Annotated in this window: 17 protein-coding genes; 10 read left to right on the top strand and 7 right to left on the bottom strand. The window is 68.5% G+C overall.

Annotated elements, in window-relative coordinates; translation table 11 throughout:
* The first annotated feature begins 193 nt into the window (after window positions 1–193).
* Together AB5S05_RS05120 and polX are read left to right on the top strand one after the other, a co-directional pair.
* Entirely contained in the window at window positions 194–652 is a 459-nt protein-coding gene (locus AB5S05_RS05120; protein WP_369286409.1) for a CBS domain-containing protein, read from the top strand.
* Window positions 653–658: 6 nt separating this feature from the next.
* The gene (polX, locus tag AB5S05_RS05115) at window positions 659–2,410 is read left to right on the top strand and encodes a DNA polymerase/3'-5' exonuclease PolX (protein WP_369286408.1); all 1,752 of its coding nucleotides are present in this window, start codon (window positions 659–661) and stop codon (window positions 2,408–2,410) included.
* Window positions 2,411–2,429: 19 nt separating this feature from the next.
* Here the strand turns inward: polX and AB5S05_RS05110 are convergent, their stop codons facing one another.
* The 5 genes from AB5S05_RS05110 to AB5S05_RS05090 form a co-directional block, all read right to left on the bottom strand.
* A complete protein-coding gene (locus tag AB5S05_RS05110) occupies window positions 2,430–2,717 on the bottom strand; it encodes a GYD domain-containing protein (RefSeq protein ID WP_369286407.1) in 288 nt (95 codons plus the stop codon).
* A gap of 114 nt (window positions 2,718–2,831) precedes the next feature.
* Entirely contained in the window at window positions 2,832–3,221 is a 390-nt protein-coding gene (locus AB5S05_RS05105) for a DUF3775 domain-containing protein (protein WP_369286406.1), read from the bottom strand.
* Between the two features lie 116 nt (window positions 3,222–3,337).
* Window positions 3,338–4,768 (bottom strand): RtcB family protein, encoded by a 1,431-nt coding sequence (locus tag AB5S05_RS05100; RefSeq protein WP_369286405.1) that lies wholly within the window; start codon window positions 4,766–4,768, stop codon window positions 3,338–3,340.
* A 20-nt stretch (window positions 4,769–4,788) separates the two neighbouring features.
* Complete coding sequence (locus AB5S05_RS05095; protein WP_369286404.1) at window positions 4,789–5,211, bottom strand: archease; 423 nt, start codon at window positions 5,209–5,211, stop codon at window positions 4,789–4,791.
* Window positions 5,212–5,347: 136 nt separating this feature from the next.
* Window positions 5,348–5,878: a hypothetical protein gene (locus AB5S05_RS05090; RefSeq protein WP_369286403.1), complete on the bottom strand. Its 531-nt coding sequence runs from the start codon at window positions 5,876–5,878 to the stop codon at window positions 5,348–5,350.
* A 77-nt stretch (window positions 5,879–5,955) separates the two neighbouring features.
* On the opposite strand from AB5S05_RS05090, the gene AB5S05_RS05085 reads away from it, so the two are divergent.
* From AB5S05_RS05085 to AB5S05_RS05075, 3 genes are all read left to right on the top strand, one after another.
* A complete protein-coding gene (locus tag AB5S05_RS05085) occupies window positions 5,956–8,577 on the top strand; it encodes a putative bifunctional diguanylate cyclase/phosphodiesterase (protein ID WP_369286402.1) in 2,622 nt (873 codons plus the stop codon).
* A gap of 63 nt (window positions 8,578–8,640) precedes the next feature.
* Complete coding sequence (gene msrA, locus AB5S05_RS05080; protein ID WP_369286401.1) at window positions 8,641–9,288, top strand: peptide-methionine (S)-S-oxide reductase MsrA; 648 nt, start codon at window positions 8,641–8,643, stop codon at window positions 9,286–9,288.
* A gap of 86 nt (window positions 9,289–9,374) precedes the next feature.
* Window positions 9,375–10,625 carry an HD-GYP domain-containing protein gene (locus AB5S05_RS05075; protein WP_369286400.1) on the top strand — a complete coding sequence of 417 codons (1,251 nt, stop codon included), beginning with the start codon at window positions 9,375–9,377 and terminating at the stop codon, window positions 10,623–10,625.
* A gap of 9 nt (window positions 10,626–10,634) precedes the next feature.
* On the opposite strand, the gene AB5S05_RS05070 is transcribed toward AB5S05_RS05075, so the two are convergent.
* A complete protein-coding gene (locus AB5S05_RS05070) occupies window positions 10,635–11,471 on the bottom strand; it encodes a 23S rRNA (adenine(2030)-N(6))-methyltransferase RlmJ (RefSeq protein ID WP_369286399.1) in 837 nt (278 codons plus the stop codon).
* Window positions 11,472–11,525: 54 nt separating this feature from the next.
* On the bottom strand, window positions 11,526–12,404 hold the full coding sequence (locus tag AB5S05_RS05065) for a LysR substrate-binding domain-containing protein (protein WP_369286398.1): 879 nt from the start codon (window positions 12,402–12,404) through the stop codon (window positions 11,526–11,528).
* A 123-nt stretch (window positions 12,405–12,527) separates the two neighbouring features.
* On the opposite strand from AB5S05_RS05065, the gene AB5S05_RS05060 reads away from it, so the two are divergent.
* The 5 genes from AB5S05_RS05060 (at window position 12,528) to mscK (ending at window position 21,117) form a co-directional block, all read left to right on the top strand.
* On the top strand, window positions 12,528–13,724 hold the full coding sequence (locus AB5S05_RS05060; RefSeq protein ID WP_369286397.1) for a YbfB/YjiJ family MFS transporter: 1,197 nt from the start codon (window positions 12,528–12,530) through the stop codon (window positions 13,722–13,724).
* A complete protein-coding gene (locus tag AB5S05_RS05055) occupies window positions 13,712–13,927 on the top strand; it encodes a 2-hydroxymuconate tautomerase family protein (protein WP_369286396.1) in 216 nt (71 codons plus the stop codon). The genes AB5S05_RS05060 and AB5S05_RS05055 overlap by 13 nt, the downstream gene beginning before the upstream one ends.
* A gap of 111 nt (window positions 13,928–14,038) precedes the next feature.
* Window positions 14,039–15,856 (top strand): acyl-CoA dehydrogenase, encoded by a 1,818-nt coding sequence (locus AB5S05_RS05050; RefSeq protein ID WP_369286395.1) that lies wholly within the window; start codon window positions 14,039–14,041, stop codon window positions 15,854–15,856.
* Window positions 15,857–15,987: 131 nt separating this feature from the next.
* Window positions 15,988–17,733, top strand: coding sequence for a potassium/proton antiporter (locus AB5S05_RS05045; protein WP_369286394.1), 1,746 nt, complete (start codon window positions 15,988–15,990; stop codon window positions 17,731–17,733).
* A gap of 33 nt (window positions 17,734–17,766) precedes the next feature.
* Window positions 17,767–21,117 (top strand): mechanosensitive channel MscK, encoded by a 3,351-nt coding sequence (gene mscK, locus AB5S05_RS05040; RefSeq protein ID WP_369286393.1) that lies wholly within the window; start codon window positions 17,767–17,769, stop codon window positions 21,115–21,117.
* The last annotated feature ends 52 nt before the right edge of the window (window positions 21,118–21,169 follow it).

Raw genomic sequence — 21,169 nt, 5'->3', positions numbered from 1 at the left:
CGCTCGTACCTCAGCCCCGCCCTCTGGCGGGGTTTTTTTGCGCCTGGCAAGCCTGGCGACGAGCACACGGCAGCCGCAGCGAATCGATTCGGCGTTGGCTGATGCAGATCAAAGCATCCGTCCGGGTAGCCGGCCACTGTACGAAGTACCCATCGGCAGATGCGCCACCCAGCGGGCGCGAGGAGACGACACCATGGCCATCGGCGAATACTGCTGCCGCGAAATCGTCGCCATCACCCCCAGCGAGTCCGTCCTGGTGGCGGCGCGCCTGATGCGCGAGCACCACGTCGGCGACCTAGTATTGGTCGAACCCACCGACAACCAGGGCTTCCTCCCGGTAGGCATCATCACCGACCGCGACATCGTCCTGGACCTGATCGCCAACACTGAAGGCGATCTGTCGCGCATCGCCGTCGGCGACTTGCAGCGCCGCGAACTGCTGACGGTGCACGAGCAGGAAGACGTCTTCGCGGTCATCGCCAAGATGCGCCAGGCCGGCGTACGCCGGCTGCCGGTGGTCGATGACCGCGGTCTGCTGGCCGGCATCATCGCCGCCGACGACTTGGTCGGGGTGCTCGCCGAGGGCCTGCAGGACCTGGCGCGCCTGACGACCTACCAGGGCCAGCAGGAGTCCAGCCTGCGGCCCGAGTAGCAGCCCATGTCGGCCCCAGCCAAGGCGGCCGGATTGCCCATCGGCGTGGACAATCAGCAGATCGCCGAGGTGTTCGAGGAGATTGCCGAGCTGCTGGCGCTGCAGGACGCCAACCCGTTCCGCATACGCGCCTACCGCAATGCGGCGCGCACCCTGCGTGGCGAGGAACACCCCCTGGCCGAGCGGATCGCCGCCGGCCAGGCACTCCCCAAGTTGCCCGGTATCGGTCACGACCTCACGGAGAAGATCACGGAGCTGGCGCGCAGCGGCGAGTGCCAGCTGCTCAATCGGCTGCGCCGGGAAGTCCCGCCCGGGCTCGGCGAGCTGCTGCAGCTGCCCGGCATCGGCCCCAAGCGCGCCCATCAGCTCTATCACGAACTGGGCGTCGACTCCCTGGCCGCTCTGCGTGAGGCCGTGGCCGGCGGCCGGGTGCGCCGGCTGTCCGGCTTCGGTCGCACCCTGGAGGACAAGCTGCGCCGGGCGCTCGCCAGCCGCACGAGCGGCCAGCAGCGCTACCTGCTGCCCCAGGCGGCCGCCCAGGCCGGTCCGCTGCTGGACTACCTGAAGCAACTGCCGCTGGTCGAGCGCGCCCTGATCGCCGGCAGCTACCGACGTCGACGCGATACCGTCGGCGACCTCGACGTGCTGCTCCAGGCCGATGCCCAGGACGGCCAGGCGATGGCCGCGGTGCTGCGCTTTCCAGCCATCGCCGAGGTCTTCGCCTCGGGCGCGACCCGCGCCAGCCTGGGCCTGCGCGGCGGCATGCAGGTCGACGTGCGAATCGTCGCGGCCGACAGTTTCGGCGCGGCGCTGCAGTACTTCACCGGCAGCAAGGCCCATGGCATCGCCTTGCGCCGCCGGGCCCAGGCGCAAGGCTGCAAGCTCAACGAATATGGCCTGTTCCGCGACGGCAACAAGCTGGCCGGGCGCAACGAGGCGGACATCTACCAGGCGCTCGGCCTGCCGCCGATTCCCCCGGAGTTGCGCGAGGACAGCGGCGAAATCGACGCCGCCGAGCACAACCGCCTGCCGCGATTGATCGAACTGGACGACCTGCGCGGCGACCTGCACTGCCACACCAACGCCAGCGATGGTCACGACAGCCTGCGCCAGATGGCCCTGGCCGCCCAGCGACGTGGCTGGCAGTACCTGGCCATCACCGAGCATTCGCGGCGCCTGAGCGTTGCCCATGGCCTGGACACCGATCGCCTGCTACGGCAACTCGATGAGATCGACCGGCTCAATGACGAGCTGCACGGCCTGACCCTGCTCAAGGGAATCGAGGTCGAGATCCTCGCCGACGGCAGCCTGGACCTGCCGGATGAGCTGCTGGCGCGCCTGGATATCGTGGTCGGCGCGGTCCATAGCCATTACCAGCTGTCGCGGGCGCGACAGACCGCTCGCCTGCAGCGGGCCATGGACTCGCCGCACTTCAACATCCTCGCCCACCCCTGCGGGCGCCTGCTGCTGCAGCGCGAGCCCTACCCGCTGGATATCGAACGGGTCATCGCGCATGCCAAGCAGCGCGGCTGCTTCCTGGAACTCAACGCGCAGCCGCAACGCCTCGACCTCGACGACCACTGCTGCCGGCTGGCCAAGCACCAGGGCGTGCTCCTGAGCATCGCTTCCGATGCCCACCGCGCCAGCGACTTCGACCTGCTCGAGTTCGGCATCGGCCAGGCCCGGCGCGGCTGCCTGGAAGCGGCCGACGCGCTCAACAGCCGCAGCCTGGCGCAGCTGCGGCGCCTGCTGCGCTGACTCGGCGCCCGCGGTCGAGTCAGAGTGCCGCGAGGAAGTCGCGCCAGGGCGTGGCCACCAGGGTCTGGGTATTGGCCTTGCCATAGGCGCGGATGATCATCGCCGCCTTCTCGACCTGCAGCGGATCATCCGATTCGATGATATCGACCACATCGAACTGGCCCAGGGTGGAGAAACTCTGGCCCCAGATCACATCCGGGCATTCGCGCTTGATCCGCTCCGACACGTCGTCGGCCATCCGCTTGAATTCCTGGGGCGAGGCAAAGGTCCCCGCGGCCGCCTGACTGAGCATGATATAGGTCGCCATTTGCAGTCCCTCCTCGTTTGAATTGCCGCCACGCAGGAACTGGCCGCTGCCGCGCTGGCCGCAGCGTTACCCCGTCGCAGCGTCGAATCGTCGAACCGTCGCCCCGCGAACGCCTCAGTCGCAGGCATAGCCGTGCAGATCCAGGCCTTCCTGCAGGTGCTCGGCGAGAAATGGATGGGCAATCAGGTATTCGGCCGTGCGCGGATTCCAGTCATCACGCGCCTGCACCAGCAGGCCCGCCCAGTCGTCCAGGGCCGCATCGCCCCGGCCCAGCCAGAGCAGGGCCACGACTTCCTGCTGCTGATCGGGTTCCAGGTCCTCGATGATCGAGCGGAACTCCTGGAACACCTCATCGTCGGCGTGGTCGGCGAGCACCTGCCGCGCCCAGTCATCGCTGGGGCTGGTGGGCTCCTCGGGGATCACCACCGCCTCCTTGGCGTGAAACACATGGGCCAGGGCGATCAGGCGGCACACGGTATCGGGATTGACGTTGAGCATATGCATGTTCTCCCCTGTGGGTCAGAGGTGGCTCGCAGGCCTTGAACCATAGTGCGGAGCATCGCCGCCCGCCCGTGTTGATCGAAATCAACCCGGGGCGATTTGCCACCGCACGCGCGTCGCTATCCCTTGATACAGACCATCGGTTGCAGACGCGCGACGCGCTGCGCCAGGCCGGCCCGTTCGGCGGCCTCGGCCACCGCGTCGACATCCTTGTAGGCCGCCGGCGCCTCCTCGGCGACGCCGCGCCAGGACGGACTACGGATCAGCACGCCGCGGGCGGCCAGCTCGTCACGCAGGCGCTCGCCACTCCACAGGCGGGCGGCCTGGCGCCGGCTCATGGCCCGCCCGGCGCCATGACAGGCGCTGCCAAAGGCCCGCGCCATGCCCATGACGGTACCGGCCAGCAGGTAGGAGGCGGTGCCCATGGTCCCACCGATCATCACCGGCTGGCCGGCGGCGCGGTAGACCGGCGGCAGGCTCGGGTGGCCCGGACCGAAGGCCCGGGTAGCGCCCTTGCGGTGTACATAGAGTTGCCGTGGGCGGCCGTCGACGCTGTGGGTCTCGCGCTTGCAGGTGTTGTGCGACACGTCGAACAGCAGGCTCAGCCGGGCCTTGGGCAGCACCCGGGCGAAGGTCTCGCGGGCCAGGCTGGTGATGATCTGGCGGTTGGCCAGGGCGCAATTGCCGGCGGCCCGCATCGCCCCCAGGTACTCCTGGCCGAGGTCGGCGGCGATGGGCGCGCAGGCCAGTTCGCGGTCGGCCAGGTGGATGCCGAAGTCGGCGGCGGCCACCGCCATGCGCCGCAGGAACTCGGTGCCGATCTGATGCCCCAAGCCACGCGAGCCACAGTGGATGCTGAGCTTGATATCGCCCAGGTGCACGCCGAAGGCCTGCGCCAGGTCATTATCGAAGATTTGCACCACCCGCTGCACCTCCAGGTAGTGATTGCCCGAGCCCAGGGTGCCCATCTCGTCGCGCTGTCGGCGCTTGGCCTGCACCGAGACCGCCGCCGGGTCGGCGCCGTCCAGGCAACCATGCTCCTCGATGAACGGCAGGTCCTCGGGCGTGCCGAAGCCCTGCTCCACCGCCCAGCGGGCGCCACCGCGCAGCATCGCCTCCATCGCCTTGGCCCCGAGGCGTAACACGCCATGGCTGCCGACCCCGGCGGGGATGTCACGGAACAGCGCATCGGCCAGGGCTGGCTGGACGCCGAGGATGTCGTCGGCCACCAGCCCGGTGTGCAGCATACGGACCCCACAGGAAATATCGAAGCCGACGCCGCCGGCGGAGACCACGCCCCCGGCCTCGGCGTCGAATGCGGCGACACCGCCGATCGGGAAGCCATAGCCCCAGTGCGCATCGGGCATGACATAGACGGCCTCGACGATGCCCGGCAGGGCGGCGACCCGGCTGGCCTGCTCGCAGACCTTGTCATCCATGGCCTCGATCAGCGCGCCACTGGCGAAAATCACCGCCGGCACGCGCATCGCGCCCTGCCGGGGGATGCGCCAGCTGTAGTCGTTCAGAGCCTCGAGCCTGTGCATATCCATCGTCGTCCACCTCCGCCGGTTCAGACGTCAACGATGCATTCGACGATCCAGCCTCCCGGCGTGGCCGGTCGCACCTGGAGGCCGGTCATGGTGGCGCCCTTGACCTCGACCGCCGGGCGGTGGCGCTGGCGGTCCACGGCTTCGCCATAGGCCGTCGCCTGCAGGTGGTCCGCCTCGATACTCACCTGGAAGCGGCCGAACAGCAGCCCGCGGGTGGCCATCGCATAGACCAGCGCGTTCAGCCAGTCGTACAGCAGCAGCTCCGGATCGGCCTCGCGGCAATCGATGCGCACCGCCTCACGCTCGACGATGGCCGCCGGCTCGGTGATCAAGGCGGTCAGCGCCAGCGCCGCCTGGGCGAATGCCTCGGGCAGCGAGTCGGCGCAACCGCGCACGCCGATATCGGCGCCGTGCTCGAGGTGCTGCCAACAGGGCTGCGCCATGCAGCGTCCCTCCGCGTCGAGCGAGGACACCGGCCCGCTGCGACCCGCGCCAGCCGGTCGAAACCAATCCTCTGCCTGTCATTGGAGCAAAGCGGCGCCGGACGGCATTGATGTGCATCAAGTCGACAGGCTTCGCTCAGCCCTTCTGCAGGTTGCGGATCAGGAAGCTCAGGGCCTTGGCCAACTCGGCAGCGCCCTGGTGGTCGCGCACTATGGTCAGCAGCGGGCTGCCATCGGCCGGGTGATAGAACACGCAGCTGATGCCGCTCGGCGGGCAGTCGTAGCGAATGAAGGGGTCGACGCCGAACAGGCTGATGCGCCTATTGTGCACGGCGACATCGCCGCTCTGCGGATCGCCGATCTGCTCGCGCACCAGCAGCTCGCCGGGGCTGTCCACGCGCAGCTGATACAGCAGGTCCTGGCGCTGCGCCTGGCCGACCTGGTAGGCGGCGCGCAGGGCATAGGTGCGCAGCAGGTCGTTGCTGTGGGCGAGCAGCGCCTGGCGCTCGTTCTGGGTCAGATAGAGGCGCTTCAGCTCGGCCAGGTAGCCGGCCTGCTCACCGCCGCTCAAACCCGACGCCGGCTCGGCGGCCAACAGCGGGGTGCCCCCCAGGCAGGCACCCAACAGCAGGGCAGGCAGTAGATTTCTTGTCAGTCGCATTGCCATCATGCACCCTTACTCGACTCGGTAGTGACGTAGGCCGAAAGTTCGACCCGTCCAGCATACTGGAAGCCAGCCGCCCAATGAAAAGCCGTCCCGATGCCGCAAGCCAGTTTGCGGCCGAGGTTGTGACACAGTTGCCAGTGCCCACCCAGCTCGGCCTGTTGCGCTTCGAGCGACTCAACGAGGCCAGCTGGACCCTGCTCTATCTCGACCCCGCCTGCGATCGCCAGCTCGGCGTCAGCGCCAGCGGGCTCTGCGCCCTGATCGACTCGCCCTACGCCAGCCTGATGGAACCGGCGGTGCGCTACCGCCTGCATGACGCCATCCAGCTGCAACTGGCGCAGGCCGGGCACTATCGGGTGCGCTACCGCCTGCACACCCCGCTCGGTGCGCTCGACCTGCTGGAGCTGGGCGAGCCGTTCAAGCAGCATGGCCGCCACCTGCTGCGCGGCTACCTGCTGATTGGTGACGAAGCCCTGGCCGCCGCGCAGCAGGATCAGCAGGACTATCAACAACGCGCGCGCGACCAGCAACAGCAGATCCTGCAGCTGGCGCGCCACCGCTACAGCAGCGCCGACCCGCTGCTGGAGGCCGCCGAGCTGATCACCCGCAGCGCCTGCGAGACCTGTGCGGTGGCCCGCGCCAGCATCTGGACGCTGTCCGGCGGCAGCCTCAGCCCGGTCACCCTCTACCGCAGCGACAGCGCCAGCCACGAAGCGCCGCCACCGATCCCCGCCTGCGCCTACCCGGCCTACCTGCGGGCACTGCAGGACGGCCGTGCGATCGACGCCGACGATGCCTGGCGCGACCCGCGCACCCGCGAGCTGCGCGAGGACTACCTGGAACCCCAGGGCATCGGCGCCCTGCTCGACGCCAGCATCCGCGTCGGCGGCGAAGTCGTGGGCGTGCTCTGCCTGGAACACGTCGGCCCCCCGCGCGCCTGGCAGGCGGACGAAATCGCCTTCGCCGGCGAGCTGGCCGATCAATACGCCCAGGTTCTCAACGACCAGCAACGGCGTTCGGCGGCCAGCTCCCTGCATCTGTTCCAGCGTGCCGTGGAGCAGAGCGCCAGCGCCTTTATCCTGGTCGATCGCGATGGCCGGGTGGAGTACGTCAACCCCAGCTTCACCGCCATCACCCTGTACAGCGCCGACGAGGTCCAGGGCCGCCGCCTGTCGGAGCTGCCGGCCCTGGAGAACCTCGCCGACCTGCTGTTCGACGCCCACGCCAACCTGTCCCAGCACAACAGCTGGCAGGGCGGCTTCCAGTGCCGGCGCAAGAACCTGCAGCCCTACTGGGGGCAGCTGTCGCTGTCCAAGGTGCACGACCAGGACGGCAACCTGACCCACTATATCGGCATCTACGAGGACGTCACCGAGAGCCATCAGGCCCAGCAACGCATCGAGCACCTGGCCTTCACCGACAACCTCACCGGCCTGGGCAATCGCTACGCCTTCATCCGCGCCCTGGAAAATCGCTTCGCCGCCGCCGACCAGCGTCCGATCAGCCTGCTGCTGGTCGACATCGACAACTTCAAGCGGATCAACGACAGCCTCGGCCACCAGACCGGCGACAAGCTGCTGGTCAGCCTGTCCCGGCGCCTGCGCAACAGCCTCGGCGCCGACGACATCATCGCCCGTTTCGCCAGCAACGAATTCGCCATCCTCCAGCCCGGCGCCGACCTGCCCCGGGCCCAGCAACTGGCCCGCCTGGTACTGAGCACCCTGGACAAGCCGCTGTTCGTCGACAACCAGCTGATCAGCGTTACCGGCTCGGTGGGCCTGGCCTGCACCCCGGAGCACGGCCACGACCCGCAGACCCTGATGAAGCATGCCGGCCTGGCGCTGCACAAGGCCAAGGCCAACGGCAAGCACCAGCTGCAGGTGTTCACCGAGGCGCTGAATGCCGAGGCCGACAACAAGCTGTTCGTCGAGAGCAACCTGCGCCGCGCCCTGACCCAGAACCAGCTGCAGGTGTTCTACCAACCCAAGCTGTGCCTGAAGAGCGGCCAGTTGGTCGGCCTGGAGGCGCTGCTGCGCTGGCTCCACCCGGAGAAAGGCATGATCGGCCCCGACCAGTTCATCGGCGTGGCCGAGGAAACCGGGCTGATCATCCCCATCGGCAAGTGGGTGGCGCGTCAGGCCTGCCGCATGAGCAAGCAGCTGAGCGCCGCCGGCCTCGGCACCCTGCAGGTGGCGATCAACCTGTCGCCCAAGCAGTTCTCCGACCCCGACCTGGTCGGCTCGATCGCCGCGATCCTGCGCGAGGAGCAGCTCGCCCCGGCCCAGCTCGAGCTGGAGTTGACCGAGAGCCTGCTGCTGGAAGCCAGCGACGACACCCGCCAGCAGCTGAGCCACCTGAAGAGCCTGGGCCTGACCCTGGCGATGGACGACTTCGGCACCGGCTACTCGTCGCTGAGCTACCTGAAGAAGTTTCCCATCGACGTGATCAAGATCGACCGCAGCTTCATCAAGGACATCCCGGAGAACCAGGACGACATGGAGATCACCTCGGCGGTGATCGCCATGGCCCACAAGCTCAAGCTCGAGGTGGTCGCCGAGGGCGTCGAAACCGCCGCGCAACTGGCCTTCCTCCGCCGCCAGCACTGCGATATCGGCCAGGGCTACCTGTTCGACCGGCCCATCGCCGGGGGCGAGCTGCTCAACAGCCTCAGGCGCTACCCCTGCCGCCCGCTACAATGACCGGCCTGTAACGGCGCGCCTGCTGCGCGGTCTACCGAGATACCCCAATTGAGGAAATGGCTTATGGCTCTGCGTTCGCAAATACTCGCCCACAAACTCGAGCTGCCCAGCGCCGAACAGGCCCTGCCCGGACGCGACACGCCCCTGCCGGTGCCCGCGGCCCACTACGTCAATGGCCACCCGCTGCAGGGCCCGTTTCCCGCCGGCCTGCAACAGGCGGTCTTCGGCCTCGGCTGCTTCTGGGGCGCCGAACGGCGCTTCTGGCAGCAACCGGGGGTATGGACCACCGCGGTCGGCTATGCCGGCGGCCACACGCCCAACCCGACCTACGAGGAAACCTGCTCGGGCCTGACCGGCCACGCCGAGGTGGTGCTGGTGGTGTTCGATCCGCAGCAGATCGGCTACGAAGCGCTGCTCAAGCTGTTCTGGGAGGCGCACAACCCGACCCAGGGCATGCGCCAGGGCAACGACGTCGGCAGCCAGTACCGTTCGGCGATCTATTGCTACGGCGCCGAGCAGCTGGCGGCGGCCCAGGCCAGCCAGGCGCGCTTCCAGGCCGAACTGGAGAAGGCCGGCTTCGGCCCGATCACCACCGAGATCCGCGAGGCGCCGCCCTTCTACTACGCCGAGGCCTACCACCAGCAGTACCTGGCGAAGAACCCCGGCGGTTACTGCGGCCTGGGCGGCACCGGGGTGTGCCTGCCGGCGTGAAGGGCCAGCCGACAGGCTTGATTCGGCGCCAAGGCCAGGGGATATACTCCCTGGCCATTAGCCATTAGCGCCTCCCGCGAGCCCGCATGACCGAGCACCCGCATATTCGCCCCGAACAGCTGTGCATCGGCCTGTTCGTCCAGCTCGACCTGAGCTGGTGGCAACACGGCTTTGCCCGCAGCAGCTTCAAGATCAAGGACCGGGGCCAGATCGACGCCCTGCGCGCCCTGGGCCTGGAGCGCCTGCGCTATGACCCGGCGCGCAGCGACTGCGAACCCTTGCCGCTGCCGACGGCCGCCCCCGCGGCGGCGCCGCAGCCGCCGCCAGTGGATGCCGAGGCAGCGGCGCGCCAGGCCCGCGCCGACACCCTGCGCGCCCTGCGCAAGCGCCTGGCCGAGGTCGACAAGCGCTTCCTCAAGGCCGGCCAGCAGGTCAAGAGCCTCAACCAGACCCTGCGCGGCCAGCCCGAGCACGCCATCCAGCAGGCGGGCGAGGTGGTGCGCGGGCTGGTCGAGGCCCTGTGCGGCGATCATGAGGTGGTGCTGCACACCATCACCGGCAAGGCCGCCGAACAGGCCCACTCCCACACCCTCAACGTCACGGTGCTGGCCATGCTGCTGGGACGCCAGCTTGGCCTCGACGCCGAAGCCATTCACGTCCTCGGCCTGGGCGCACTACTACACGACATCGGCAAGCTAGAGGTACCGAGCAAGGTGCTGCTCAAGAGCGAGCCGCTGACCCGTCCCGAGTTGCAGTTGCTGCAACTGCACACCGAGTTCGGCCTGCGCATGGGCCAGCGCCTGATGCTCGATGACGAGGTGCTGCGGATCATCGCCGAGCACCACGAGTACTGCGACGGCAGCGGCTACCCGCGCCAGCTGCGCGAGGCCGATATCGGCCGCCTCAGCCGCCTGGTGTGCATCACCAACCAGTTCGACAACCTGTGCAACCCGCTCAGGCTGGAAGACGCCCTCAACCCGCACGAGGCGCTGTCGAGGATGTTCGCCCAGCAGCGCGAACGTTTCGACGAGGTGGCGCTCAAGGCATTCATCCGCTGCATGGGCGTCTACCCGCCGGGCAGCCTGGTGCAACTGGATGACGGCCGCTACGGCCTGGTGCTGGGGATGAACCCCGGACAACCGCTGCGCCCCACGCTGATCCTGCATGACGAGCGACTGCCCAAGAACGAGGCAGCGATTCTCGACCTGCTGCACGAGCCCGGCCTGGCGATCGCCCGCAGCCTGCGCCCCGGCGAACTGCCGGCCGCGGTGCTGGACTACCTCAGCCCACGCCAGCAGCTGAGCTACTACGTGGAGCCACAGGCGCCGGGCCGCTGAGGCCCCGGCTCACTCCGCAATCAGCCAGTCCAGGCGCCAGCCACTCTCGCCCTGGGCCAGGCGCTCGGCCAGCCAAGGCAGCAGCTGGCGCAGTTCGTCTTCCAGGCCCCAGGGCGGGTTGCTGATCACCAGGCCGGAACCATTCAGGCGCTGCGCGTCGTCGGTGGCCTGGACATAGAGCTCCACCCGCAGCAGCTTGGGCGCGGCGCTCTGCTCCAGATCACGGTAGAAGCGCCGCAGCTGATCGAGGCCCTTGATCGGGTACCAGATCGCCACTATCGCCTGGCGCATGCGGCCGATCGCCTCGTTCAGCGACTGCACGCAGCGCTCCAGTTCATCGGCCTTCTCGAACGGCGGGTCGATCAGCAGCAGCACGCGCTTCTCCCGGGTCGGCAGCAGGGCCCGCGGCACGTGCCAGCCCTCGCCCAGGTGCACCGCCACGCGGCGGTCGCCGGCCATGTTCTCCTTGAGCAGGCGGCCGTCTTCCGGGTGTTTCTCGTTGAGCTGCAGGCGGTCCTGCTCGCGGCTCAGCAGGCGCGCCAGCTCCGGCGACCCGGGGTAGTGGCGCAGCACGCCGTCGGGGTTCATGGCGCGGACCACTTCCAGGTAGTCGACCAACTGGTCCGGCACGTCCTTGGCCTGCCACAGGCGGGCGATGCCCTGCTGCCATTCGCCGGTGCGGCTGGCCTGGTCGCCGGCCAAGTCGTACAGGCCGACGCCGGCATGGCTGTCGAGATAGGCGAAGGGCGCCTCCTTGCGCGACAGCAAGGCGATCAGGCGGCTCAGGACCAGGTGTTTGAGCACGTCGGCGTGGTTGCCGGCATGGAAGGCGTGACGGTAGTTCATGGTGACGGGGCTCCTCGGGTCGCACAGTTTAACAGGCGACCCGGGCTTGGCGCGCTAAGCCGATGGCGCCCGCAGCAGTTCCAGCAGGCGCTCCAGCGGCGCATGCTCGGGCGCATCGCGGCGGCGCATCAGCAGGGTCGGTGCCGCCGCCAGGTCCGCCTCGATGCTTTGCCAGGCCACCAGCTGGCCGCGCGGGTGCGACTGCAGCAGGCTGCGCGGCAGCAGGCCGACGCCCATGCCGGCGGCAATCCCGCCGAGGATCGCATCGATCGAGCCGTAACTCTGCCGGGCGATCACCTGCAGCGCATGACGCTCGCTCCAGCGCTCCAGGCGTTCGCGGTAATGGCAGCCGGTGGGAAAGCCCAGCAGGCTCAGCGGCTGGCGCAACAGCTGCTCGGGGTCGCGCCCGGCCGGCAGCACCAGCACCAGCTCCTCGCGCCAGAGCACCTCGCCCTGCAGGTGCGGGTGTTCGAAGGGCCCGCCGATCAAGGCGGCGTCCAGGCGCCCGGCCAGCACCTCGTCGATCAGGTGGCGGCTGGTGCCGGTCAGCAGGCTCAGGTCGACCCGCGGCGCATCGCGGTGAAAGGCCGCCAGCACCTCGGGCAGGCGCACCGCGGCGGTGGTTTCCATCGAGCCCAGGCGCAACTCGCCGGCCCAGGCATCCTCCTGCACGCTGCGCCAGGCGGCCAGGCACAACTGTTCCAGCTGCTTGGCGTGGGGCAGCAGGCGCTCGCCGGCCGGGGTCAGGTGCAGGCGCTGGGCCTGGCGCTGGAACAGGGCGACGCCCAGTTGCTCCTGCAACTGGCGCAGGCGCGCCGAGACGTTGGACGGCACGCAATGCAACAGCTCGGCCGCGCCGCTGAGCGAACCGGTGCGGCTGACCGCGAGAAAGTGCCGAAGCAGTTGCGGGCTGAGACGTTCCCAGGGCGACATGACAGGACTCCTCCGACGCGAAAAACTCACTAAAAGTGAAAACCATGCGCAGTATTTTTCACTAACAGTCGTTTCGGCACAATCGCTAAGGTGACGCCACTGTTTCCAGCCGAGCGAATGCCGATGCCCCACGCGACTCCCCGCGCCCTCTTCCTCGCCCTGCTGGCCGGCGCCGGCGCGCTGGTGGTGGTGCATGGCCTCGGCCGCTTCGCCTTCACCCCGCTGCTGCCGCACCTGATCGACGATGGCCTGCTCAGCCTCGAGCAGGGTGCCCGCCTGGCCACCTGGAACTACGTCGGCTACCTGCTCGGCGCCCTGCTCGCCCTGGCCCTGCACAGCCCGGCGAAGATGCGCGTGGCCCTGCCCCTGGCGCTGCTGCTGAACGCCTTGCTGACCCTGGCCCAGGGTGCCAGCGAGGACTACAGCGCCCTGCTCTGGCTGCGCCTGGCCAATGGCATCAGCAACGGCTTGGTCTTCGTCCAGGCGCCGGCGCTGGTGCTGGAGTGGCTGGCGCAGCACCGGCGCACCCGCCTCAGCGGCCTGATCTACCTCGGCCTGGGCGGCGGCCTGCTGCTTTCCAGCGCCGTCGCGGACTGGCCGGCCACCTGGCTGGTCGGCGCCCAGCGCTGGTGGCCGGCGGCGGCCCTGGCCCTGCCGCTGGCCCTGCTCAGCGCCTGGCTGCTGAGCCGTCTCAGGGTGCAGGCCCCCGCGCCGGCGGCCCGGCGCCCGTCCACGGCGCTGTTCGATCGCGCCAGCACCCCGCTGTTTCTCGCCTACGCCGGCGCCGGCCTCGGCTATATCCTGCCGATGACCTTCCTGCCGGCCCTGGCCCAGGAGCAACTGCCCGCGGACTCCAGCCTGCTCAGTGGCGCCTGGTGGTGGACGGCCGCCGCCAGCCTGCTGTCGATCGGCCTGTGGAACCGGCTCGGCGCGCGCCTCGGCGATCGCCGCACGCTGCTGCTCAACTACGCCGCCCAGGCCCTGGGCGTGGCCGCGCCGCTGTTCTGGCCGGGGCCGCTTGGCGTCTGCCTGTGCGCGCTGCTGGTCGGCGGCAGCTTCATCGGCAGCGTGTTTCTCACCCAGCGCCTGGCGCGCAGCCTGCACCCACACCAGGGCCCGCGCCTCTCGGCCGCGCTGATCGCCCTGTACGGCGGCAGCCAGCTGGCCGGCCCCTGGCTGGCCGAGCTGTGGCTGGCCCATGGCGGCAGCCTCACCCAGAGTTTCGCCCTCGGCCTCGGCGCCCTGCTCTGGGCCCTGGCCTGGTCGTACCGGGTCCCCCTTCCCTCCACCACCCAGGAAGCACTGCAATGCCCTACGTGAACATCAAGATTACCCGCGAAGGCGCCAGCGCCGAGCAGAAGCGCCAACTGATCGAAGGCGCCACCCAATTGCTGGTCGAGGTCCTGGGCAAGAACCCGGCGACCACCGTGGTGGTGATCGACGAAGTGGACACCGACAACTGGGGCATCGCCGGCATCCCGGTGACCGAGCGCCGGCACCGCGAGGCCCAGGGCGAAGGCTGAGGCCAGCGCGCACAAGGCCAGGGGTTTGGCGCTTTTATCACGCCAATGGATGATGCTAGGCGAGGATAATTCACCACCCTAGACTGGCGTCATCCCATTGGAGGAACGTCCATGTCCGAGACCCTGCTCAGCTCCCGCAACCTGGCCTTCGAACTCTATGAAGTGCTGGATGCCGGAGCCCTGACCCAGCGCGAGCGCTTCGCCGACCACAGCCGCGAGACCTTCGATGCGGCCATCGACACCGCGCGCAGCATCGCCGAGAAGCTGTTCGCCCCGCACAACCGCAAGAACGACGAGCATGAGCCCGAGTTCGTCGACGGCGCCGCGGTGCTGATACCCGAGGTCAAGCCGGCGGTCGACGCCTTCCTCGAGGCCGGCTTCCTCAACGCCACCCGCGAGTTCGAGGTGGGCGGCATGCAGCTGCCCAACCTGCTGTCGCAGGCCTGCTTCGCCCACTTCCAGTCGGCCAACGCGGCGACCAGTTCCTACGCCATGCTGACCATGGGGGCGGCCAACCTGATCGAGGCGTTCGGCAGCGAGGCGCAGAAGCAGCGCTTCCTCCAGCCGATGATCGAGGGCCGCTTCTTCGGCACCATGGCGCTGACCGAGCCGCACGCCGGCTCCTCGCTGTCGGACATCCGCACCAAGGCCGAGCCGGCCGCCGACGGCAGCTACCGCATCCGCGGCAACAAGATCTTCATCTCCGGCGGCGACCACCCGTTGAGCGAGAACATCGTGCACATGGTCCTGGCCAAGCTGCCGGACGCGCCGCCCGGGGTGAAGGGCATCAGCCTGTTTATCGTGCCGAAATACCATGTCAACGACGATGGCAGCCTGGGGGCGCGCAACGACGTGGCCCTGGCCGGCCTGTTCCACAAGATGGGCTGGCGCGGCACCACCTCCACCGCGCTCAACTTCGGCGACAACGGCGAGTGCGTCGGCTACCTGGTGGGCAAGCCGCACGCCGGTCTGTCCTACATGTTCCAGATGATGAACGAGGCGCGCATCGGCGTCGGCATGGGCGCGGTGATGCTCGGCTATGCCGGCTACCTGTACTCGCTGGACTATGCCCGCCAGCGCCCGCAGGGCCGCCTGCCGGATGGCAAGGACCCGACCTCGAGCCAGGTGGCGATCATCGAGCACGCCGACGTGCGGCGCATGCTGCTGACCCAGAAGGCCTACGTCGAAGGGGCCTTCGACCTCGGCCTGTACGCCGCGCGACTGTTCGACGACACCCAGACCCTGGCCACTGCCGAGGAGCGCCAGAGCGCCCTGGAGCTGCTCGACCTGCTCACCCCGATCGTCAAGTCCTGGCCCTCCGAGTTCTGCCTCAAGGCCAACGAGCTGGCGATCCAGATCCTCGGCGGCCACGGCTACACCCGCGACTACCCGGTGGAGCAGTACTACCGCGACAACCGCCTCAACCCGATCCACGAAGGCACCCACGGTATCCAATCGCTCGACCTGCTCGGGCGCAAGGTGTCGATGAACGGCGGCGCGGCGCTCAAGCAGCTGGTCAGGCTGATCCAGGACTGCTGCCAGCGCGCCAGCCAGTTCGAGTCGCTGAGCGCCCTGCGCCAGCCGCTGGAGCAGTTGCTGGCCCGCCTGTCGGCGGTGACCCTGGCCCTGCTGGGCGACCTGATGGCCGGCAAGGTCAATCAGGGCCTGGCCAACTCGGCGCTGTACCTCAAGGTGTTCGGCCATCTGGTCATCGGCTGGCGCTGGCTGGAGCAGGCGATCCGCGCCGAACAGGGCCTGGCGCGCCTCGACGGCGGTGCGGACAACGCCGCCGACCGCGACTTCTACCAGGGCAAGCTGCAGGCCGCGCGCTATTTCCTGACCTGGGAAGTGCCGGCCTGCCACCACGAGCTGGCCCTGCTCGAGGCCCGCGACGACTGCTGCCTGGCCATGCAGGACGGCTGGTTCTGAGCCTTGCCACAGCGCCCAAGACGCCCCGCCCAGTGCGGGGCGTTTTTTTGACAGGCCGGCAAAGCCGCGGGTTAGAATCCGCCAAGACGCCTGCCTCGCGGCGTCGCCAGCCCCTTCTCCCGGAGTAAGCCTTGGACGCCAGCGCCATCAACAGCCTGTTTATGATCGGCGCAGTGCTGGTGGCCCTGAGCATCCTGGTCAGCGCCTTCGGCTCGCGCTTCGGCATCCCCATCCTGGTGATCTTCCTCGCCGTCGGCATGCTCGCCGGCACCGACGGTCCCGGCGGCATCGTCTTCGACAACTACCCGCTGGCCTACCTGGTCGGCAACCTGGCCCTGGCGGTAATCCTCCTCGATGGCGGCATGCGCACCCGCGTCTCCAGCTTTCGCGTGGCGCTCTGGCCGTCGCTGTCGCTGGCCACCGCCGGGGTGCTGGTCACCGCCGGGCTGACCGGCCTGGCCGCCGCCTGGCTGTTCGACCTGAGTCTGATCGAGGGCCTGCTGATCGGCGCCATCGTCGGCTCCACCGATGCCGCCGCGGTGTTCAACCTGCTGGGCGGACGCGGCCTCAACGAACGGGTCAGCGCCTCGCTGGAGATCGAGTCCGGCAGCAACGACCCGATGGCGGTGTTTCTCACCGTTACCCTGATCGCCATGCTGGCCAAGGGGCAGAGCGGTTTCAGCTGGGACCTGCCGGTGCAGCTGGTGCTGCAGTTCGGTCTCGGCGCCATCCTCGGCCTGGGCGCGGGCTGGCTGCTGCTCAACCTGGTCAACCGCATGAGCCTGGCCAATGGCCTCTATCCGCTGCTGGTGGTCAGCGGCGGGCTGATCATCTTCGCCCTGACCAACGCGGTCGGCGGCAGCGGCTTCCTGGCCATCTACCTGTGCGGCCTGCTGCTGGGCAACCGGCCGATTCGTTCGCGCCACGGCATCCTGCACATGCTCGATGGCCTGGCCTGGCTGAGCCAGATCGGCATGTTCCTGGTCCTCGGCCTGCTGGTCACCCCCCGCGAGCTGCTGCCCATCGCCCTGCCGGCGCTGGGCCTGGCCCTGTGGATGATCCTGATCGCCCGGCCGCTGTCGGTCTACCTCGGCCTGCTGCCGTTTCGCGCCTTCCACGACCGCGAGAAGCTGTTCATCGCCTGGGTCGGCCTGCGTGGCGCGGTGCCGATCATCCTCGCCGTGTTCCCGCTGATGGCCGGCCTGGATAACGCCCAGCTGTTCTTCAACCTGGCCTTTTTCATCGTCCTGGTCTCGCTGCTGCTGCAGGGCACCAGCCTGCCCTGGGTGGCCAAGTGGCTGCGGGTCACGGTACCGCCCGAGCCGGCGCCGGTGTCGCGCGCAGGCCTGGAGGTGCACCCGACCAGCCAGTGGGAGCTGTTCCTCTATCGTCTGGGCGCCGAGAAATGGTGCATAGGCGCGGCCCTGCGCGAGCTGAAGATGCCCGAGGGCACCCGCATCGCCGCCCTGTTCCGCCATAATCAGCTGCTCCACCCCAGGGGCAGCACGCGCCTGGAGGCCGGCGACCTGCTCTGCGTGATCGGCCACGCCCATGACCTGCCGGCCCTGGGCAAGCTGTTCAGCCAGGCACCGCAGCGCGGCCAGGACCTGCGTTTCTTCGGCGACTTCGTGCTCGAAGGCGATGCCCAGCTCAGCGCGGTGGCGGCGCTCTATGGCCTGAAGCTGGACGGTGTCGATGGCCAGCAGACCCTGGGACGCTTCATCGCCCACGAGATCGGCGGTGAACCGGTGATCGGCGACCAGGTCGAATGGCAGAACCTGACCTGGACGGTGGCGGCGATGGACGGCCACCGGATCCGCAAGGTCGGGGTAAAATTTCCCGACGGTGCGCGCCCTGGGCCAGCCCTGTTCCTCTAAACTCAGCCTCTCCCGAGCCGCACGATCGCGACCATGCCTTCTCTTCGTACCTGCCTTGCCATCGCACTGCTCGGGCTCTGCCTGGGCGCCCCCCTGACCCAGGCCGCCGACTCGACGCAGAGCGCCGAGATCAAGCGCAAGCTCGACAGCCTGGCCGAGCGCAAGCTGCCGGAAGCCGAGCTGCAGACGCTCAAGCAGACCCTGGAAAAGACCCTGAGCCTGCTCGCCGAGCGCTCCGCCAGCGAACAACGCCTGAAGGATCTCAAGCAGCAGCTGGAGCAGGCGCCGCGCCTGATCGGCGAGGCCCAGCGCGAGCTCAACCGCCTGAAAGCGGGGACCCCGACCCAGGTCGCCCAACGCTATGCCGACACCCAGGTGCCGCAGCTGGAGCAGATGCTCGGCGAGCGCACCAGCCAGCTGAGCGACTGGCAGAAGCAGCTTGGCGATGCCAACCGCCTGATCATCACCGCGCAAACCCGCCCCGAGCGCGCCCAGGCCGAGATCAGCAGCAACCAGGCGCGCAGCCTGGAAATCAGCAACATGCTCAAGCTCGGCAAGGACAGCGGCAAGCCGCTGAGCCCCGAACGCCGCGACCTGCTCAACGCCGAACTGGCGCTGCTCAACGCCCAGACCGAGCTGCGCCGCCAGGAGCTGGCCGGCAACAACCTGCTGCAGGACCTGGGCAACAGCCAGCGCGACCTGCTCGAGGAGCGCACCAAGCGCCTGGAAAAGGAACTGCTCGACCTGCAGACCCTGATCAACGACAAGCGCCGGGCGCAGTCCGAGCAGACCGTCGCCGAGCAGTCGCGCGAGGCCGAAAAGGCCGGTTCGGACAAGCTGCTGTCCAGCGAAAGTGCACTCAACCTCAAGCTCTCCGACTACCTGCTGCGCGCCACCGACAGACGCAGCCAGCTGACCCAGCAGAACCTGCAGACCCAGCAGAAGCTCGACGCCCTGAACCAGAGCAGCCAGGCCCTGGAGGAGCAGATCGATGTGCTGCAGGGTAGCCTGCTGCTGTCGAAGATCCTCTACCAGCAGAAACAGGCGCTGCCCACCCTGCAGCTGGACAGCGACCTGGCCAACCAGATAGCCGACCTGCGCCTGTATCAGTTCGAGCTCAATCAGTTGCGCGAGCAGATCAGCAACCCGACCGCCTACGTCGACCAGCTGCTGGCCAAGCAGCCCGCGCAGACGGTGACGGACGAGCTGCGCAGCAGCCTGCTCGACCTGATCGCCTCGCGCCGCGAACTGCTCGACAGCCTCAACCGCGAACTCAACGCACTGCTCAACGAATCGATCACCTTGCAGCTGAACCAGAAGCAGCTGCAAAGCACCGCGCGCACGGTACGGGCGACCCTGGACGAGCAGATGTTCTGGATCCCCAGCAACAAGCCCCTGGACCTCGACTGGTTCAGCGCCTCGCCACGCCTGCTCGAGCGGCAGATCGCCGAGTTGCCCTGGGGCGCCAACCTGCGCGCGCTGCTGGCCGGCCTGGGCGAACGCCCGCTGCTGTTCCTGCCCCTGCTGCTGTTGATCGGCGTGCTGCTGTGGAAGCGCAGCTACCTGTACCGCAAGCTCGGCGAACTGCACCAGGACGTCGGCCATTTCAAACACGACAGCCAGCTGCATACGCCTCTGGCGATCCTCCTCAACGTCCTCCTGGCTTTGCCCGGCACCCTGTTCCTGGCCCTCTGCGGCCTGGCCCTGCAGATCGACGCCCGCGGCCAGAACGTCAGCCTGGGCTCGGCCCTGTTCGGCATGGCCGAGGCCTGGCTGGTGTTCTACACGGTGTACCGGATCCTCACCCCCGGTGGCCTGGCCGAACTGCACTTCCGCTGGCCCCATGCGCAAGTGGGCTTTCTGCACCGCAAGATTCGCTGGCTTGGCCTGGTGGTGATGGCCCTGGTGGCGGTGGTGACCATCGCCGAGCAGCAACCGGCCAGCCTGGCCGACGACGTCATCGGCATCGGCGTGGTGCTGGCCTGCTACGGCCTGATGGCCTGGCTGCTGCACCAGCTGCTGCTCAGCGGCCCGGCACGCGAACAGTTCTCGACCTTCCGCACCCTGGTCGGCGTGCTGTTCAGCCTGTTGCCGCTGGCGCTGATCCTGGCGGTCGGTTTCGGCTACTACTACACCGCCCTGAAGCTCAGCGACCGCTTGATCGACACCCTCTACCTGCTGATGGCCTGGCTGTTCGTCGAGGCCGCCTTCGTCCGCGGCCTGGGCGTGGCCGCCCGGCGCCTGGCCTATCAGCGCGCCCTGGCCAAGCGCCAGGCCCAGGCCAAGGAAGGGGTCGAAGGCGCCGAGACGCTGGTCGAGCAACCGGCGCTGGACATCGAGCAGGTCAACCAGCAGTCGCTGCGACTGATCCGCCTGGCCCTGCTCGGCGCCTTCATCGGCGCCCTGTACCTGGTCTGGTCCGACCTGATCTCGGTGTTCGCCTACCTCGACAACGTCACCCTCTACGAATACAGCAGCGGCAGCGGCGACGCCGCCATGATGATGCCGATCAGCCTGCGCGATGTGCTCGGCGCGCTGATCATCGTCGCTATCACCATTGCCCTGGCACGCAACCTCCCCGGCCTGCTGGAAGTGCTGGTGCTGTCGCGGCTGAAGCTGGCCCAGGGCAGTTCCTATGCCACCACCACGCTGCTGTCCTACGCGATCGTCGGGATCGGCTTCGTGGTCACCCTGTCGACCCTCGGCGTCAGCTGGGACAAGCTGCAATGGCTGGTGGCGGCCCTCTCGGTGGGCCTGGGCTTCGGCCTGCAGGAGATCTTCGCCAACTTCATCTCCGGCCTGATCATCCTGTTCGAGCGACCGGTGCGCATCGGCGACGTGGTGACCATCGGCAACCTGTCCGGTACGGTCAGCCGGATCCGCATCCGCGCCACCACCATCACCGATTTCGACCGCAAAGAAATCATCGTGCCGAACAAGACCTTCGTCACCGACCAGCTGATCAACTGGTCGCTGCACGACACCATCACCCGCATCACCCTGCGCATCGGCGTGGCCTACGGCTCGGATCTGGAGCTGGTGCGCAGGCTGCTGCTGCAGGCCGCCACGCAGAACGCGCGGGTGCTGCGCGATCCCGAACCGCAGCTGTTCTTCCTGAACTTCGGCGAAAGCACCCTGGACCATGAGTTGCGCGTGCATGTGCGCGAACTGGGCGACCGCAACACCGCCACCGACGAGATCAACCGCAGCATCGATCGCATGTTCCGCGAGCATGGCATCGAGATCGCCTTCCGCCAGGTGGATGTCTACGTGAAGAACCTGGAGCAAGCCGAGCAGCAGTTGCAGCACAAGGTGGTCGTGCAGGCCGCCGCCGCAGGCGCCAGCAGCGATCGGACACCGCCCACGGCAGCCGACCCGACCTAGGCCGGTTACCCGCCAGCCCCTTCCCCTGCCCTGCAATTCCTAGCAAAATGCT

The organism is Pseudomonas zhanjiangensis (assembly GCF_041027545.1).
Taxonomy (GTDB): domain Bacteria; phylum Pseudomonadota; class Gammaproteobacteria; order Pseudomonadales; family Pseudomonadaceae; genus Aquipseudomonas; species Aquipseudomonas zhanjiangensis.
The sequence above is the reverse complement of the archived record's forward strand: the minus strand, read 5'-3'. Positions and strand labels throughout refer to the sequence as shown.

Excerpts from the sequence above, each read along its gene's own strand:
- AB5S05_RS05120 (WP_369286409.1), top strand. The coding sequence starts at position 194 with ATGGCCATCGGCGAATACTGCTGCCGCGAAATCGTCGCCATCACCCCC.
- polX (WP_369286408.1), top strand. The coding sequence starts at position 659 with ATGTCGGCCCCAGCCAAGGCGGCCGGATTGCCCATCGGCGTGGACAAT.
- AB5S05_RS05110 (WP_369286407.1), bottom strand. The coding sequence starts at position 2,717 with ATGGCGACCTATATCATGCTCAGTCAGGCGGCCGCGGGGACCTTTGCC.
- AB5S05_RS05105 (WP_369286406.1), bottom strand. The coding sequence starts at position 3,221 with ATGCATATGCTCAACGTCAATCCCGATACCGTGTGCCGCCTGATCGCC.
- AB5S05_RS05100 (WP_369286405.1), bottom strand. The coding sequence starts at position 4,768 with ATGGATATGCACAGGCTCGAGGCTCTGAACGACTACAGCTGGCGCATC.
- AB5S05_RS05095 (WP_369286404.1), bottom strand. The coding sequence starts at position 5,211 with ATGGCGCAGCCCTGTTGGCAGCACCTCGAGCACGGCGCCGATATCGGC.
- AB5S05_RS05090 (WP_369286403.1), bottom strand. The coding sequence starts at position 5,878 with ATGGCAATGCGACTGACAAGAAATCTACTGCCTGCCCTGCTGTTGGGT.
- AB5S05_RS05085 (WP_369286402.1), top strand. The coding sequence starts at position 5,956 with ATGAAAAGCCGTCCCGATGCCGCAAGCCAGTTTGCGGCCGAGGTTGTG.
- msrA (WP_369286401.1), top strand. The coding sequence starts at position 8,641 with ATGGCTCTGCGTTCGCAAATACTCGCCCACAAACTCGAGCTGCCCAGC.
- AB5S05_RS05075 (WP_369286400.1), top strand. The coding sequence starts at position 9,375 with ATGACCGAGCACCCGCATATTCGCCCCGAACAGCTGTGCATCGGCCTG.
- AB5S05_RS05070 (WP_369286399.1), bottom strand. The coding sequence starts at position 11,471 with ATGAACTACCGTCACGCCTTCCATGCCGGCAACCACGCCGACGTGCTC.
- AB5S05_RS05065 (WP_369286398.1), bottom strand. The coding sequence starts at position 12,404 with ATGTCGCCCTGGGAACGTCTCAGCCCGCAACTGCTTCGGCACTTTCTC.
- AB5S05_RS05060 (WP_369286397.1), top strand. The coding sequence starts at position 12,528 with ATGCCCCACGCGACTCCCCGCGCCCTCTTCCTCGCCCTGCTGGCCGGC.
- AB5S05_RS05055 (WP_369286396.1), top strand. The coding sequence starts at position 13,712 with ATGCCCTACGTGAACATCAAGATTACCCGCGAAGGCGCCAGCGCCGAG.
- AB5S05_RS05050 (WP_369286395.1), top strand. The coding sequence starts at position 14,039 with ATGTCCGAGACCCTGCTCAGCTCCCGCAACCTGGCCTTCGAACTCTAT.
- mscK (WP_369286393.1), top strand. The coding sequence starts at position 17,767 with ATGCCTTCTCTTCGTACCTGCCTTGCCATCGCACTGCTCGGGCTCTGC.